At 28.1% G+C, this 17,130-nt stretch carries 16 protein-coding genes, 2 rRNA genes and 1 riboswitch; all 18 genes read right to left on the bottom strand.

The window, feature by feature from the left end; genetic code table 11:
* Positions 1 to 2: 2 nt before the first annotated feature.
* The gene (gene clpP / locus GIL12_RS01055) at positions 3 to 584 is read right to left on the bottom strand and encodes an ATP-dependent Clp endopeptidase proteolytic subunit ClpP (RefSeq protein ID WP_163468242.1); all 582 of its coding nucleotides are present in this window, start codon (positions 582 to 584) and stop codon (positions 3 to 5) included.
* An 88-nt stretch (positions 585 to 672) separates the two neighbouring features.
* The gene (tig, locus tag GIL12_RS01050; protein WP_163468240.1) at positions 673 to 1,962 is read right to left on the bottom strand and encodes a trigger factor; all 1,290 of its coding nucleotides are present in this window, start codon (positions 1,960 to 1,962) and stop codon (positions 673 to 675) included.
* Between the two features lie 29 nt (positions 1,963 to 1,991).
* On the bottom strand, positions 1,992 to 3,677 hold the full coding sequence (gene recJ / locus GIL12_RS01045) for a single-stranded-DNA-specific exonuclease RecJ (RefSeq protein ID WP_163468238.1): 1,686 nt from the start codon (positions 3,675 to 3,677) through the stop codon (positions 1,992 to 1,994).
* Between the two features lie 11 nt (positions 3,678 to 3,688).
* Positions 3,689 to 4,051 (bottom strand): 30S ribosome-binding factor RbfA, encoded by a 363-nt coding sequence (gene rbfA / locus GIL12_RS01040; RefSeq protein WP_163468236.1) that lies wholly within the window; start codon positions 4,049 to 4,051, stop codon positions 3,689 to 3,691.
* Between the two features lie 29 nt (positions 4,052 to 4,080).
* Entirely contained in the window at positions 4,081 to 6,195 is a 2,115-nt protein-coding gene (infB, locus tag GIL12_RS01035; protein WP_163468234.1) for a translation initiation factor IF-2, read from the bottom strand.
* A 25-nt stretch (positions 6,196 to 6,220) separates the two neighbouring features.
* Entirely contained in the window at positions 6,221 to 6,739 is a 519-nt protein-coding gene (locus GIL12_RS01030; RefSeq protein WP_163468232.1) for a DUF448 domain-containing protein, read from the bottom strand.
* Positions 6,732 to 7,793: a transcription termination factor NusA gene (nusA, locus tag GIL12_RS01025; RefSeq protein ID WP_163468230.1), complete on the bottom strand. Its 1,062-nt coding sequence runs from the start codon at positions 7,791 to 7,793 to the stop codon at positions 6,732 to 6,734. Before nusA ends, GIL12_RS01030 begins: the two co-directional genes overlap by 8 nt.
* 23 nt (positions 7,794 to 7,816) lie before the next feature.
* Complete coding sequence (rimP, locus tag GIL12_RS01020; protein WP_163468228.1) at positions 7,817 to 8,323, bottom strand: ribosome maturation factor RimP; 507 nt, start codon at positions 8,321 to 8,323, stop codon at positions 7,817 to 7,819.
* 142 nt (positions 8,324 to 8,465) lie between these two features.
* Positions 8,466 to 9,620 (bottom strand): methionine adenosyltransferase, encoded by a 1,155-nt coding sequence (gene metK / locus GIL12_RS01015; RefSeq protein ID WP_163468226.1) that lies wholly within the window; start codon positions 9,618 to 9,620, stop codon positions 8,466 to 8,468.
* A 109-nt stretch (positions 9,621 to 9,729) separates the two neighbouring features.
* Positions 9,730 to 9,817, bottom strand: a riboswitch (SAM riboswitch).
* Between the two features lie 45 nt (positions 9,818 to 9,862).
* Complete coding sequence (locus tag GIL12_RS01010) at positions 9,863 to 10,603, bottom strand: MipA/OmpV family protein (protein WP_163468224.1); 741 nt, start codon at positions 10,601 to 10,603, stop codon at positions 9,863 to 9,865.
* Between the two features lie 21 nt (positions 10,604 to 10,624).
* Positions 10,625 to 12,430, bottom strand: a complete 1,806-nt coding sequence (locus tag GIL12_RS01005; RefSeq protein WP_163468222.1) for a polysaccharide deacetylase family protein — start codon at positions 12,428 to 12,430, stop codon at positions 10,625 to 10,627.
* A 12-nt stretch (positions 12,431 to 12,442) separates the two neighbouring features.
* Positions 12,443 to 12,745: a hypothetical protein gene (locus GIL12_RS01000; protein ID WP_163468220.1), complete on the bottom strand. Its 303-nt coding sequence runs from the start codon at positions 12,743 to 12,745 to the stop codon at positions 12,443 to 12,445.
* Between the two features lie 60 nt (positions 12,746 to 12,805).
* Positions 12,806 to 13,837 (bottom strand): alpha/beta hydrolase family protein, encoded by a 1,032-nt coding sequence (locus tag GIL12_RS00995; protein ID WP_163468218.1) that lies wholly within the window; start codon positions 13,835 to 13,837, stop codon positions 12,806 to 12,808.
* Positions 13,838 to 13,878: 41 nt separating this feature from the next.
* Entirely contained in the window at positions 13,879 to 15,273 is a 1,395-nt protein-coding gene (gene asnS / locus GIL12_RS00990) for an asparagine--tRNA ligase (RefSeq protein WP_163468216.1), read from the bottom strand.
* 11 nt (positions 15,274 to 15,284) lie between these two features.
* Entirely contained in the window at positions 15,285 to 15,473 is a 189-nt protein-coding gene (locus GIL12_RS00985) for a DUF896 domain-containing protein (RefSeq protein ID WP_163468214.1), read from the bottom strand.
* Between the two features lie 74 nt (positions 15,474 to 15,547).
* Entirely contained in the window at positions 15,548 to 16,774 is a 1,227-nt protein-coding gene (locus GIL12_RS00980) for an FtsW/RodA/SpoVE family cell cycle protein (protein ID WP_163468212.1), read from the bottom strand.
* Between the two features lie 90 nt (positions 16,775 to 16,864).
* A 5S ribosomal RNA gene (gene rrf, locus GIL12_RS00975) occupies positions 16,865 to 16,981 on the bottom strand.
* A 59-nt stretch (positions 16,982 to 17,040) separates the two neighbouring features.
* Positions 17,041 to 17,130: ribosomal RNA gene (locus GIL12_RS10030) — 23S ribosomal RNA — on the bottom strand; the annotation flags it as partial.

The following is a 17,130-nucleotide window of genomic DNA, read 5'->3' as shown; positions in this document are numbered from 1 at the left end:
CACTATCTCTTATTATAAATTCTATCAATAATTCCATAATCCAATGCCTCTTTTGCAGACATAAAATTATCTCTATCTGTATCTTTTAATATTTCTTCTTGAGTTTTTCCACAATTTTCAGATAATATTCTACTTAATGTATCCTTTATTTTCAATATTTCTTTAGCTTGAATTTCTATATCTGTTGCTTGACCTTGGGCTCCACCAAGAGGTTGATGTATCATTACTCTTGAATTTTCTAAAGCAGCTCTTTTTCCTTTACTTCCTGCAGATAAAAGAAAAGCTCCCATGCTAGCAGCTTGTCCTATACAAATAGTTTGAACATCTGGCTTAATATAGTTCATTGTATCATATATAGCCATCCCTGCTGTTACAACTCCACCAGGACTGTTTATATACATTATTATATCCTTTTCTGGATCCTCTGCCTCTAAAAATAAAAGTTGTGCTACAATTGCATTTGCTACAGTATCATTAACTTCTGTTCCTAAAAATATAATTCTATCTTTCAATAGCCTTGAATAAATATCATAAGATCTTTCTCCGCTACTAGTATTTTCTATTACAACTGGATTATAATACATATGTCATCCCCTCCTTTATAGAAAAAATAAAAAAATTTATTTTTTCCATAAAGAGACATTGGAAAACCAATGTCTCAATTTTTATAATCTATTTAACATTAGCTACTAAGAAATCCATTGCTTTATTTATTACTAAATCAGCTTTGATACTTCCTTTAAAGTCTTCCATTTTTTTGTTTTTATTTAATTCATCTTGTAAAGCTTCATAAGTCATTCCATAAGAAGTTGCAAATTCCTTTGCTTTTTCAACTAATTCTTCTTCAGTTACTTCTAATTTTTCAACTTGAGCTATTCTATCTAAAACTAAATCCATTTTTACTTTATTTTCACTCATAGGAGCTAATTGATCATAAATACTTTCCATTGTTGAACCTGTCATTTTTAAGTATTGTTCAAATTCCATTCCTTGAGATTTTAATTGTTGTGCAAATTGATTGATTTTAGCGTCTACTTCTTGCATTACTAAAGATTTTGGAATTTCAACTTCTGTTAATTCCATAACTTTTTGTAAAAGTCTTCCTTTAAATTCAACTTCAACTGCTTCTTTTCCTTTTTTCTCAGTTTCTTCTCTTAATTTAGCTTTTAAATCTTCAACATTTTCATATTTTAATTCTTTTGCTAAATCATCTGTTAATTCAGGAGTTGTTAATTTTTTTATAGCATTTACTTTAACTTTGAATAAAGCAGGTTTTCCAGCTAGAGTATCAACATGATATTCAGTAGGGAAAGTTACATTTACTTCTCCTTCTTGTCCAACAGTATATCCAACTAATTGATCTTCAAAAGTATCAATGAAAGAATGACTTCCTAATTCCAATGTATGAGAATCAGCTTTTCCTCCTTCAAATGCAACACCGTCTACAGAACCTTCAAATGCAAGATCTAAAGTGTCACCCATTGCTGCTTTATAACCTTCTTCACAGTCTTCTAATTTTGCTTTGCTTTTTAATAATTCTTTTACAGCTTCTTCTAATTTTTCATCAGTCATTTCAAATTCTGTTTTTTCTACTTCTAAATCTTTATATTGACCTAATTCAAATTCAGGAAAAACATCTATTGAAGCAACAATTTCAAATCCTCCATCTTTCTTTTCAGTTTTTGCATTGTATAAAGGACTGATAGGTTTTAATTCTGCTTCTTTTACAACATTCATGAAATCTGATTTTATTAATTTATCAGTAATTTCTTCAGTAATTTCCTTTGCAAATTTTGTTTCTATTTGATCAATAGGTGCATGTCCCTTTCTAAATCCTGGAACCTCTACATTTTTTTGAATTTCTGTAATTACTTTTTTTTCTATTGGAGCGAATTCTTCCTTATTCCAAGTCATAGTAATCTCTAAAGCTGATTTTTCAAGTTTTTTAATTTCGTGTTTCATTTTTTCCTCCTTAGTTTTTTATATAAATTTTATTTTATACTTTTTATTCTTATGTTGTATTTTTCTTTATCTTTAACTACTATTCTCTCAGGATAATAGACTATTGACAAATTTTTTAAATCTTTTATATTTTTTATCTCATTTGATAAATTAAAAGCTATATAAGAATACTCTTTATTATTCTTTTTCAAAACACCACTAAAATGTCTATTTTCCACTCCAAATTTTTCAATTGTTTTTATTTCAATATTTTCATCTAAGAACAATGGTTGCTTATTTGATAATCCATAGGGGGATAGTTTTTCCATATCTTGCAATAATTCTTTATTTATATCATTTACAGATAATTTCATATCTATCTCTACTATTTCTTGTACTTTTTCCTTATCTAAATTATTAATTTTTTCAGAAAATATTTTTTCAATTTCGTTTAATTTTTCAATCTTAGCTACAAAACCTGCTGCTAAATCATGTCCTCCAAACCTAATAAAGTTTTCTTTCATATCTACAAATATATTGAAAACATTTATTCCGTTACTACTTCTGCAAGATGCTTTTCCAATGTCTTTGCTTATAGCTATTAAAATTACTGGAACACCATACTTTATAGATAATCTAGAGGAAACCACCCCAATAACACCTGGATGCCAATTTTCTGATTTTATAAGTATCTTTTTTTCCTGTCTTCCATCAGTGTATGATTCAATTATTTCAATAGCTTCATCAAATATCTTTTTTTCTAATTTTCTTCTTATTTTATTCATTTTTTTCATTTCTTCAATAATGTTATATATTTTAAAATCATCATTTTCTATGAAAAAATCTGCTCCTACTTTTGAAATTCCTATTCTTCCTAAGGAATTTATTAAAGGAGAAATAAAATAACTTACATCAGTTGTGGTTATTTTTTTATGCTGAAATTTTAAATATTTCAAAAGATAAAATAATCCATTTACATTAGTATTTTTCAATACTTTTAATCCGTTACTAATTATTATTCTATTTTCATCTGCCATAGGTACAACATCTGCCACTGTACCTATCATTATTATGTCTAAATATTTATATAGGTTTTCCTCAGATATACCTAATTTTCTATATAATCCTTGGGCCAATTTTAAAGCGACTCCTGCCCCTGACAAATATTTAAATTTATAAGTTTTACTAATTTTAGGATTTATCAATATATATTCGTCATCAAATTCTTCCTTTTCAGCCTTATGATGATCTGTAACAATAATATCAATTCCTATACTTTTAGCATATCTAATATCTTCTATGGAATTAGCACCTATATCTACAGTAATAACAAGTTTTCCTTTCTTGCTCTTCATAAAATCTGCAGTTTTTTTATCAAAGCCATAGTTTTCTTCCATTCTATTTGGAATATAGTAATTTGTTTTTATTCCTATATCCCTAAAAACATGAACTAAAAAAGCAGTAGCACTTATCCCATCAACATCATAATCACCATAGATATATATCTTTTCTTGACTATTCCTTTTTTCTATGATTTTCGAAACAGCAGCTTCCATATTTTCAAAATCAAAAGGATCTCTTAATTGACTTAATTCAGGATTTATAAACTTTTCAACTTCTTCTTTTTCAACTATTTGTTTTTTTAATAGAAGTCTTGTAAGTGTTTTTGAAATACCCCATTCTATGGATTTTTTTTCCACTAAAGAATCCTCTATAAAATTATTTTTCCATAACATTTTCCATTCGCCTAATCCTTAGTTATTTTTAAATCATCTAGTAATTTAGACATTTTAACAGCATACTCTATTGAAGTATCTAACTTTACTCTCAATTCTGGTATATATCTAAGAGCCAATGTTTTAGCCACTTCTTTTCTTAGGAAACCTTTAATTTCATTTAATCCTTCTAAAACTTTTTTATTATCTATTTCCTTACCCTCTGTGGATAAAATTGTAAAATATAAATCTGCAAATTTTAAATCTTCTGTTACGTTAACTCTTGTTATAGAAACTAATCCTTTAACTTTAGGGTTTTTTATATCAGTTAGAAATAATGTTGAAACAACCCTTAGTATTTCTTTTTCTATAGAAGCTAATCTTTCTTTTCTCATTTTTGCCCCTTTCTAAATAAAAATCAAACTTATTTTTTATCGTTAAGAGTTCTTTTTATTTCTACAATATTAAATGCCTCTACTATATCATCAACTTTAATATCATTAAAGTTTTCTATTCCTAATCCACATTCTTGACCAGCAACAACTTCTTTTACATCGTCTTTAAATCTTTTTAAAGATGATAATTTTCCTTCATATGTAATAGTTCCATTTCTAAGTATTCTTATGTTTGAGTCTCTTTTTACTTTTCCATCAACAACTACACATCCAGCTATATTTCCTAATTTTGTAACTTTAAATATTTGTTTGATTTCTATTCTTCCTAAATAATTTTCTTTAAATTCTGGTTTTAACATACCTGTTAAGGCTTTTTCAACATCTTCAATTATTTCATAAATTATAGAAGATGTTCTTATTTCTATTCCAGCTTTTTCAGCGTCTTTTATTGCTTTAGTTGTAGGTCTAACATTAAATCCTATTATTATTGAACCTGAAACTTCTGCAAGTCTTACATCACTTTCAGTTATTGCTCCTGGAGTTGCTTGAACTATATTAACTGCAACTTCATCATTATTTAATTTATTTAAAGATTCCACTAAAGCTTGAGCAGAACCCTTTGTATCAGCTCTGATAACTAAGTTTAATTCTTTTACTTCTTCATGTTCAAAACTTTCTGATAGAGATTCTAGAGTTACAGTTTTTCTTGATTTCTCTCCTAATCTTCTTTCTTTAGTCATTTCTTCTACTATTCTTTTAGCATGTTGTTCATTTTGAATTACATAAACAACGTCTCCTGCTTCTGGAACTGTGTTAAATCCTATAATTTCAACTGGTTGAGATGTAATAGCTTTTTTGATTTTTTTACCTTTATCATCAATTAAGGCTCTTATTTTACCATAAGATTCCCCTGCAACTACAACGTCACCTATCTTTATGTTTCCTTCTTGAATTAGTATATCTGCAATTGGTCCAACTTGAGAATCTAATTTAGATTCAAGAACAACTGCTTTTCCTCTTTTCTTTGAATTTGCTTTTAATTCTAAGATTTCAGCTGTTAATAAAATAGTTTCTAATAAATCATCTAAATTTATTCTAGCTTTAGCAGAAACTTCAACAAACTCTATGTCTCCACCCCATTCAACTGCAACTAGTCCATATTCCATAAGTTCTTGTTTAACTTTTAATGGATTAGCATCTGGTTTATCTATTTTATTTACTGCGATTATAATTGGAACCTTAGCTGCTTTAGCATGGGAGATTGCTTCAACTGTTTGTGGCATTACACCATCATCAGCTGCTACAACTAATATTGCTATATCAGTTACTTGTGCTCCTCTTGCTCTCATATCAGTAAAAGCCTCATGACCTGGAGTATCAACAAAAGTTATTTTCTTTCCATTTTTTACAACTTGGTAAGCACCAATCTTTTGAGTGATTCCTCCTGCTTCTCCATCAACAACTTGAGTACTTCTTATTGCATCTAATAGAGATGTTTTACCATGATCAACGTGACCCATAATTATTATAACTGGAGCTCTTTCAACTAAATCAGACTCTTTGTCTTCTATTTCAAGTGCAAATTTATCTCCAAATGCTATTTTTTCTTCTTCTTCTTCTTCAACTAAAATATCATATTCAGCTGCTAATTGTTCTGCTAATTCTAAATTAACTGGACTGTTTATTGTGTACATTCCACCTTCTAAAAATAATTTTTTGATTAAACTTGAACTGTTAACTCCTAGTTTTTCAGCAAAATCACCTAAAGTCATTTCACTTCTCATTTTTATTATTTTAACTCCATCTTCTTCAACTAAAACTGCAGCTTCAGTATCAACTTTTTTTACATAAAAATCTGCTCTTCTACCCTTTTTTTTCTTTTTGTTTTTATTCTTATTCTTTTTCTTATCTATATCTATTCCCTCTTCACTTTCTTTATTTTTTGTTTTTGATTTTTTCTTTTTATTCTCTTTTTTATCGTGCTCGTCATCTTTAACAAAATAATTCTTTATTTTATCAACTTGATCATCTGTTAAACCAGATAAATGAGATGACACTTCTATTTCTAACTCTTTAATTAAATTTAAAAACTCCTTATTCCCCATTTTATATCTTTTAGCTAATTCATGAACTCTTACTTTCATTTATTCTTAGCACCCCCCTTAAAACTTATCCTATAAGTCCTCGGGCTACCCTCTTATTTTTAATAGCAATTACATTTACTTCTTCTTTATCGAATATTTCTCCTAACTGAATCTTACTTCCGTAATGAATATAGTGAATGTTGTTTTCATTTGCTTTTCTTATTAGCTTATTGTCATTCTTTTCACTTATATCTTCAGCTATTATCATAAAATGAATTTTTTCTATTTCATCAAAAATCATATTTACTCCAAAAACTAACTCCTGAGAATTCTTCATTGCTTTCAAAACCTTAAGATAATCCTTGGTATCTTTTTTTAATAAGCTTAACATTTTTAGTAAATCATCTATTTCAACTTTTATTTTCTTATGTTTTGATAATCTGTTCACACATTCTTGGGATCTGCATATATATGTTCCTCTTTTTTGAGATTTCATTTTCTCATCAAAGGTATATTTATCTCCTTTTTCAACAATTCTAAATAATTCATCCTTAGTATGCTTTTTTCTACAAATAATACATGTTCTTTCAGAAATTTTAGTCATTTTTTTCCTCTAACGCTTCTTTTACTTTTATATCTACTCTCATTCCAGTTAATTTAGCAGCAAGTCTTGCATTTTGACCACTTTTACCAATTGCTAAAGACAATTGAGTTGCATCAACTATAACTCTTGCTGTAGTTTCATCTTCTAGAATTTCCACACTATTAACTTTTGCTGGACTAAGAACTGCTGAAACGAATTCTTCTATTGATTCTTTCCATTCAACTATATCTATTTTTTCTCCATTTAATTCATCTACAATATTTCTTATTCTTAGTCCTTTTTGACCAATACAAGCACCTATTGTATCTATATTTTTATCCTTTGAGTAGACTGCTATTTTAGCTCTAGATCCTGCTTCCCTAGCAACTGATTTTATTTCTATTAACCCTTCAGATATTTCTGGAATTTCCAATTCAAATAATTTTCTTAATAGTCCTTCGTTTTTTCTAGATATTACTATTTTAGGGAATTTGCTAGTTTTTTCAACTTCAGCAACATAAACTTTTATTCTGTCTCCAACTCTATATACATCAGATGGTGATTGTTCAGATATAGGAAGTACTGCTTCTGTTCCATCAAACTCTATAAATATACTCTTTCTATCATCGATTCTTCTTATAATACCAATGATTATATCTTTTTCTCTAACTTTAAATTTATCGTAAACCCCTGTTCTTTCTGCTTCTCTAACTTTTTGGATAACTATTTGTTTACCGTTTTGAATTGCATTTCTTCTGAACTCTTCACAGTTAACTTCTATTTTTATTTCGTCTCCAATTTTAATTCTTTTCTTGTATTCTTTAGCATCTTCTAAAGAAATTTCTAAAGCTGCATCATAAACATCATCAACAATTGTTTTTAATTCATAAACTTTAATTTCTCCTGTTGTTCTGTTTATCTCAACTTTGACATTTTCTTCTTCTCCAAAATGTTTTTTATAAGCTGCTAAAAGGGCTTGCTCAACTGTTTCTAATAAACTTTCTTGGCTTAACCCCTTTGATTTCTCCAACTCTTCCAATGCTGCTAGAAATTTTTTTCCGTCTTTACCTTTCATTTTCTCCTCCTGAAGCCTAGACTTTAAATATCTTTAAAATCATAGACTAGATTAGATTTTCTAATCTCTTTAAATGGTATTTGCATTTCATCCTCTGTTTGAAGAAATACAATATTATTTTCAAATTTTGTTAGTACACCTTCAAAATTCTTTTTATCATTTAACTTATGCTTTAAACTTACTTTTATTTTTGACCCTTGAAATCTAATGAAATCTTCTGGTTTTTTTAAAGGTCTTTCTATTCCAGGTGAGGAAATTTCTAAAAAGAATTTTTTATCGATAATTTTATCTATATCATCACCAACTGCTGAGCTCACTTTAGCACAATCTCCCAATGATATCTCCTTATCTAAATATTCTATGTATATCCTTACATACCAATATCCTCCATCTTGAAGATACTCCACATCAACTAATTCCAGACCAAATTCTTTTAGAGTTGGATCTATTATCTTCTCAATTTTTTCTATAACTTTCAATTTATCTTCTTTTTCCAAAAACAACTCACCTCTCTTCCTAATCCTTACCATAAATAAAGAGTGGGTTTCCCCACTCTCCTCTAAACAATATACTTTACCAAGAAATTATACCATATAAATTCAAAAAAATCAATCATTCTTTGGATTTTTCCTAAGCAAATCATAGGCTTTTAAACAGATTTCCGTCCTAGAATTATAAGCCAAAATAGCTTTTTAATTCTTCAACTTTATCTAATTTTTCCCATGGAAGATCAATATCTGTTCTTCCAATATGACCAAAAGCTGCAAGATCTTGATATCTAAATTCACCACTTCTTAATTTCAACTCTTTTTCTATTCCTCTTGGTGTTAAATCAAATATTTTTTTAACTACTCTTGATAATTTCACTTCATCAACTTTACCTGTACCAAATGTATCTACTTTTATTGAAATTGGTTCTATTACTCCTATTGCATAAGATAGTTGAACCTCACATTTGTAAGCTAATCCAGCTGCAACTATATTTTTAGCAACCCATCTAGCAGCGTAAGCCCCTGATCTGTCAACTTTTGAAGGGTCTTTTCCAGAAAAAGCTCCTCCCCCATGTCTAAAATATCCACCATAGGTATCAACTATAATTTTTCTGCCTGTAAGTCCTGTGTCTCCATTTGGACCGCCGATTATAAATTGTCCTGTGGGATTGATAAATATTTTCTTTATATCTTCAAACTTCATGTTATATTTTTTAATTACAGGTTTAATTACTAATTCTTTTAAATCCTCGTGGATTTGTTCTTGAGTTACGTCTGGATTGTGTTGAGCTGAAACAACTATAGCTTCAATAAATTTAATGTTTTCTTCCCTGTCATAGGCTAATGTTACTTGAGATTTTGCATCTGGTCTAGCCCAAGTCAAAACTCCATTATCCTTTAAATCCACATAAACTCTTAATATTTCCCTTGCTAATACTAAAGCAAGAGGCATAAGTTCTGGGGTTTCTTTTACAGCTCCCCCAAACATAATACCTTGGTCTCCTGCTCCTCCTCTATCTACACCCATGGCAATGTCTGATGATTGAGCGTGTATTGAATTAAATACCCCACAATCACTATCAAATCCCATACCTGTTTTATATCCTATTTCTCTTATTTTATCTCTAACTACATCTTGAATATTTACAAAAGTTTTAGTGGTAATTTCTCCTCCAACTATTACTTGTCCTGTTGTACAAAAAACCTCACATGCTACTCTTGATTCTGGATCATCCTTTAAACATGCATCTAAAACTGCATCTGAAATTTGATCAGATACTTTATCTGGATGTCCTGGGGAAACGCATTCTGAAGTAAAATAAATTAAATCTTCCATTAATTCCTCCTTAAAATATATATACTTATATATTATATTTACTTAGTTATCACAAATTAAATTCAAAATAAAAAGTCCTTTCCATAGGAAAGGACATAATATCTACATTGTCCCATCTCTTTGGAATTAGCACCACACAATAAATGTAGGTTGCTGAGACATCTACGGGCCAATCCCTCCGTCTCTCTTGATGGTATTTCAGTTTATATTTTATTATTATTTGTTCAAAAAGTCAAGCTTTTTTAAAAAGTATATACAATTCCAACTCCACCTAAATAAATCAAACTATTACTAACAATGGGAGAATTTTTTATTTCACTTGAAAATTTCATTGCACCTAAAAATCCAAGCAATGAAAAAGCATCTGTTAATCTATAAGAACTTGTAACCCCAATTCCTAGTGAATAGCCACTTTCCCCATTATACTCATTTAAGGAAGTACTTGTACTGGCTTCTCCAGAGTCTATACCAAAATAATAATCAATAAAACTTGAATTATAATAGTTAAAATTAAAAGAAGGTTTTATTATTAAATTTTCATTAATTACATAAGGTTTTTGAATTCTAAGGGATAATTTTCCTCCCTCTTGGCCTATTTCTGCATTTAAAATTGTCTCAACATCATGAAGTCCATTGTAATATTTAAATTCACTTCCTAGCATAAATTGATAATCTCTGTCATCAATTCCTTTATATTTAGAATCTAAATCACTTCCATCAATTTTATATCCTCCAAAGGGAACTGCATATAAAGAAAATGCGTACACATCATCTTCCATTAACCTATACCCTATGTGTAACGTATTAGCTGTTGTAGAATCTATAAAATAATTGTCATATTCATAATTCAAAAATGGCAGTACATGACTTTTATCATCACCTTTAAAAAATTCACTTGTAACTCCATAACCAATTCCAACACTAGATGCTAAAGTAATTTGTGATACTAATGCTATCATGGGAAAAAAAGCTATTTTTTTCATAATTACCTCCCAGTTAATAATTTATTTATTCATATGTTTCTCTTCTCTTTTTATTTTTATAAAATTATATTTTCCTGTTACTTTTCTTTTAAAACTAAATTTTCCATTAGTTGGAAAAATCGCTATTCTTCTTATGTCAAATAAGTCTTCTTGAAAAGAAATGTCTCCATTATCTGTTGTCACTGCAAACTCATATCCAGCTTCCTTTACAAGTTCTTTAACTATTTTGCTTCTATGCCCATAGGGATAAGCGAAACTAGTTAATTTTTTCCCTAATTTTTTTTCTAATATTTCTTTAGAATCAATAATTTCTTTTTTTGCTATTTCAGGCTTTAAATTTCCCATTTTAGAATGTGTCATAGAATGCCCACCAAATTCCATTCCGTAATTTTGCATCTCTAGTATTTCTTCATCACTCATTAGATGAAAAACTTTTTCTGGATTAAAATTATTTTCAGCATCCCATTTATTGTATTTCAACTCTCCTAATAAATATATTACTCCCTTAAATCCAAATTCTTTAAGAATTGGAAAGGCTATTTCATAGTTATCCTTATACCCATCATCAAAGGTTAATACTATTAATTTTTTGTCTTTATTGAATCTTTTTTTATAATTATTATCCTTTAAATCTTCAAAGGTCACTGTTTCATAACCTTTATCCTTTAGGTACTGCATATGCTGTCTAAAGATTTTCTCTTCTATGTAGGTTCCATGAACCCCTTTCTCTTCCTCATCTCCTTTTATAACTCTATGATACATTATAATTGGAATTTCATATTTGTTTTTTAAAACATATTGTTTTGAATATATTTTTTCTATTCTATCAACTATTTTTTCTAAGGAAAAATTCTTCTCTACCTTTTTTCTTAATTCCAAAAGATTTCCATGGGATTTTTTAATTGCATTATTAATATCTTGAGATATTCCTCTTATTTCAACTTTACTAGCTAAATTTTCATTTAAATTAATATCACCAAAGTTGCTTTTTAATCCATAGTCTATGTTACTTGTTCCTATTGATCCTAAATATTCATTTTCTCCAACTGCTATAACTGGCTTACCTGATAAAATAGCTTCCACTGCAACCCTACCAGCTCCTATAACTATTGATGACTTACATATTTCCTCATAAACATTATTTATATATCCCATAAATTCAACTTTATTTTTAAATTTCTCAAATCTTTTAGGAACTTCTTTTCCTCCAATAACTCTAACAACTAAATCTTTTCTATCTGATATTTCCTCTAAAATATCGTAGCACACATCTCCCTTTGGTCCTGACAATCTTCCAATTATTGAAACTACTATTTTTTCATTACATTTATTTTCAACTTCAAAAAGATATTCGTTACAATCAACTGGGTTTCTCAACACCTCTATTTTGGAATTATCAACTCCTAATTCAGTAATTAGTTGATGCTTAATATTTTCACAAACTGCTATTCCATAATCACCAAAACATTTAATTAATTTTCTACTTAGATGAACAGGTTGTTTCCCATGGGTAGTTGTTATTAGAGGAATTCTTGCTATTTTACAAGCTAATGCTGAACTCCAAGCTGAGGCTCTAGAATGAGCATGAACAACTTGAATATCATTTTCTTTTATAATTTTTAATAATTTTCTAACGTGACCCAATCTTTGAAATAAACTTCTCTTATTAAATTGAATTTCAAAATATTCAGCACTGGTTTTTTTTGTTAATGTGTCTGATACTATAATAACTTTATTTTTTCTTTTTATTAATTCATTACTAAGGGTTACTGCATAAACTTCAGCCCCTGTAACTTCCAATTGAGATAATGCCATTAATATATTCATTTTCCCTCACTTTTAATCTTCTAAATCCTTTATCAACATAATATAGTGGTTAATTTTGCCACTGTAATTTTCAACTATTTCTTTATTTATTCTAATATAATTATCATTTTCCTCATACAATTGTCTGTTTAAAACAACAAAATGTTTTTTTAATTTTTTCAACTTTTTCTTAGTAACTTTTCCTTCTAAGGTTCTATTGAACATTTTCTCAGAAATTTTAAAATTCTTCTCAAATTCGTAACTGTTATAATAGTGTATTCCTGAACAAGAGGTCATTAGAACTACAATTATAATTAAGATTAATCTTTTCAACAAACACACACCCCTTGACTTATAAGTCAATTCTTTCTTTGAGCATATCATATCTTCCGTCTTCTAGTCAATTTTATTTATTGTTTTATTAAAATATTTTAAAAAACAATAAATATCCTTTGAAATAAACTCCCAAGTATGATACTCATTTTTATAAATATAGCCTTTGAAATTTATATTATATTTTTTTAATCTTCCAACTATATCAATCCATTGTTGAAGCATCAAATAAGGTTTCTTATCCTCTGCACCTACACTTAAATAAAAATTCTTTCCATTGAATTCTTCCTTATCCATCACTTTAATTATACTATATGGATCTTGTTTTAATATTCTCCAACCCCAAGGACTAAAAATTCGTATAAAATTTGTTTTATCCAAATCGTTAAATAAAAATCTTGGAATATAAATATATTTCATTATTCTCATGACCCTTCTATTTACGCTCATCCTAATTAGACTTACTGCCCCTGAAAAACTTCCAATAACATTAAATTTTCCAATGTTTTTCAGTCCTATTTTATAAGCTGCATAACCACCCATTGAAAAACCTGCTATACCTAATTTCCCATTTGGAGTGATTTTTTTAACTTCATTGTACAGTTCATCCATTATATAATCTTCATATTTAAAATTGCTATCCTCATAAAAGTTGGTATACCAACTTTCTCCAGCATATCCTGAATCAGGTAAGATAAACATCATATCATTTATACTATTACTTTTTTTTAAGATTAAATAATTTTCTAATAATTTCCCTCTCTCCAACCAATCTTCACTTGAGTCTCTAATACCGTGGAGTAAAATTAAACAAGGAATTTCTTTAAGTTCTACGTTCTTTGGAGTTACAATAATAACTTTCATCATTTCCTTAACATGAACACTTTTTATACTTTTTCTTTGAATGTTAAAATTATCATAAACTTCTTCTTTACTTAAACTGGTTAAATCTAACTCTGTTTCCTTATTATATTGAACTTCCTCATATGACAATACTCTTTTTAATTTTCTTGCAAATTTAAATTTATAAGGATAAGTTATAAAGTAAAAAAGAAGACATAAAAATACTACTGTCACAAAAAGACTAATAATCATTTTTTTATCTCCTTTCTTTATTTTTATTCAATTAAATTTGTTTAAAATGCTGCATTTCCTGGTGTTCTTGGGAATGGTATTACGTCACGAATATTAGTGATTCCTGTAATATACATCATCATTCTTTCAAAACCTAATCCATAACCTGAATGAGGGAAACTTCCATATTTTCTTAAATCAGTATAGAATTTATATTCATCTTTATCTAATCCTAATTCATTCATTTTTCCTTCTAATATTTCTAGTTTATCTTCTCTTTGAGATCCACCTATTATTTCTCCAATTCCTGGAGCTAATAAATCCATAGCTCTAACGGTTTTACCATCTTCATTTAATTTCATATAGAAAGCTTTAATTTCCTTTGGATAATTTGTTAAAAATACAGGTTTTCCAAAATGATTTTCAGCTAAAAATCTTTCATGTTCACTTTGTAAATCTATTCCCCATTCAACTTTATAATCAAATTTATGTTTTGAATTTATTAATATATCTATAGCTTCTGTATATGTTAATCTTGCAAAATCATTATTTAGAATATTATTTAATTTTTCAGTTAATCCCTTTTCTATAAATTTATTGAAAAATTCTATTTCTTCTGGACAATTTTCCATAACATATTTAATTATATATTTAACCATTTCTTCAGCAACATCCATATTTACTGTTAAGTCAGCAAATGCCATTTCTGGTTCTATCATCCAAAATTCAGAAGCATGTCTTGAAGTATTTGAATTTTCTGCTCTAAATGTAGGTCCAAAAGTATAAACATTTCTAAAAGCAGAACAATATGTCTCAACACTAAGTTGTCCACTTACTGTTAAGTTAGTTGCTTTACCAAAAAAATCTTTTGAATTATTAACTGTTCCATCTTCATTCTTAGGCAAATTTTCCATATCCAAAGTTGTAACTCTAAACATTTCTCCTGCCCCTTCAGTATCTGAAGAAGTTATAATTGGAGTATGAACATACACAAAATTTTTGTCTTGAAAAAATTTATGAATAGCATAAGCTAATACTGATCTTACTCTAAATACAGCAGAAAAAGTATTTGTTCTTGGTCTTAAATGTGCTATCTCTCTTAGATATTCAAATGAATGTCTTTTATTTTGAAGTGGATAATCCAAGTCTGCTTTTTGTTCTATTTTCACTTCAGTGGCAATTATTTCTGCTGCTTGCCCTTTTCCTTGTGATTCTTTATACATTCCTTTTACAAATACAGAAGAAGAAATTGATAAATGAGAAATTTCTTCAAAATTTTCTAAACTTGTATCATAAACAATTTGAATTCCTTTAAAAAAACTTCCATCATTTATTTCTATAAACCCAAAGTTTTTTTGAGCTCTTATTTTTCTTACCCATCCAGAAATTTCAACCTCTTTCCCCAATAATTCTTTTTCTTTTCTATACAATTCTCTTACTGTAACTCCACAACTCATTAAACTCCCCCTTAATTTAAGTTCCCTTTATCATCTACTATTTCTATTCTGTCCAAATGACCTTTAACTTGAGCTCTAAATTTTTCAATATAAAGCTTTCTGTATTTATCTCTTTCTAATAATTCTTCTTTAGTTAAAGTTCTTTTTTTTGACAGATTTGCAAAATAATTTACCTTTGTAACTATATCTTTCATTTCCATTTTTATCTCCTATATTATAACATATTAGTTGTAATTTATTACATCTATAAATCTAAAGTATTATACATTTTATTTTATTTTTTGTCAAACATGGACACATTGTTTATGCTAGCAATAATTCCCATTGCAACCATAATGGTAATTATTGAACTTCCTCCATAGCTGAACAAAGGCATGGGAATACCAAAAACTGGTAGTAAGCCTAAAACTACAAAAAAATTGATTAAAAATTGAGTTATTATAAAACCACCTATACCTACTGCTAAGTATTTACCGAAAATATCTTTAGAATCTAATCCTATTTCTAATATTAAATTATATAATAAGAAAAATAAGAATATTACAAATACTACCCCAATAAAACCTAATTCTTCTCCAAATAGAGCCATTATAAAATCAGTGTGTATTTCAGGCAAATAATTATATTTTTGAACTCCACTACCATAACTTCTCCCTAAAATACCTCCGTTTCCAAAGGCAAGTAAAGATTGGGCAACCTGATATCCTTCATTAAGATTTCCCAAGTAATTATCTCTAAGTATTCCTTGTAAGAACATCCTTATTCTCACTAATTTATAATTTGGTGAATCTCCTCTATAAATAAATGTTAAAACAGTTATTCCTAAAACAATTGCTGGCATTAATATTTCTAATATTTTTTTCTTTGATATTTTAGTGAAGAAAAACATAAAGATATAAATACAAATGTAATGGATTATTGTTCCCAAATCATTTTCAAAGAATATTAAAAATGAAAAAACCATTAAAATAAAAGCTGAAGATGTAAATGTTTCAAATACACTTTTATTTTCTTCCTCACATTTTGAAAACAGTCTAGCTAGTAGAACTATAAAAACTACCTTTAAAAGTTCTGCAGGTTGTATGGTTCCAAAGGTGCCTACTACAATCCAACCTGTTGCACCGTTTATTTCTCTAACTATGCTTGGAAAGAGTTTATTTCCCACAGCTAAAAAAGACAAAATTGAAATAGAAATAAAATATAGAAAATATACTATATATTTATTTTTTAATATTCTATAATCCTTACCGCTTAGTAAACAATAACAAAATAATCCTATGCTTAAATAGAGACAATATTTACTTTTATTTAAAATACCGTTTCTATAATAGGATATACTAAAAATATTTAAAATTCCTAGTATCATTATTATACCTAATATTCCTATTAAAACTCTTTTTCTTCTTTTAACAACTTTTTTTTTATTTTTTTCCTTTAGAACCTTTGCTATATTTTCTTCTATTATTTTTTGTTGCTGATAAATATTCTTATTTTTTTCCATCATTTTTCCTTATACTACAAATATTTTTAGATAGCTTCCATTGAACAGATTATAACATAATCTAAATATTTTTCCAAAAAATAAAAAAAAGATTGGCAAGTACTTATCCTCCCAGAGGGCTGCCCCCCAAGTACTTTCAGCGTTTATGAGCTTAACTTCTAGGTTCGGTATGTTACTAGGTGTACCCTCATAGCTATTCTTGCCAATCATTATTTATTTGTATTTCTTGAACACTTGATACTACATAGTAAAATATAATTTAATATTTGATTAAGATTCCGACTTATTAGTATTGGTCTGCTAAATAAATTGCTTCACTTACACTTCCAACCTATCAAACTCCTAGTCTCGAAGTT

This window comes from Fusobacterium sp. IOR10 (genome assembly GCF_010367435.1).
Classification (GTDB): domain Bacteria; phylum Fusobacteriota; class Fusobacteriia; order Fusobacteriales; family Fusobacteriaceae; genus Fusobacterium_B.
The sequence above is the reverse complement of the archived record's forward strand: the minus strand, read 5'-3'. Positions and strand labels throughout refer to the sequence as shown.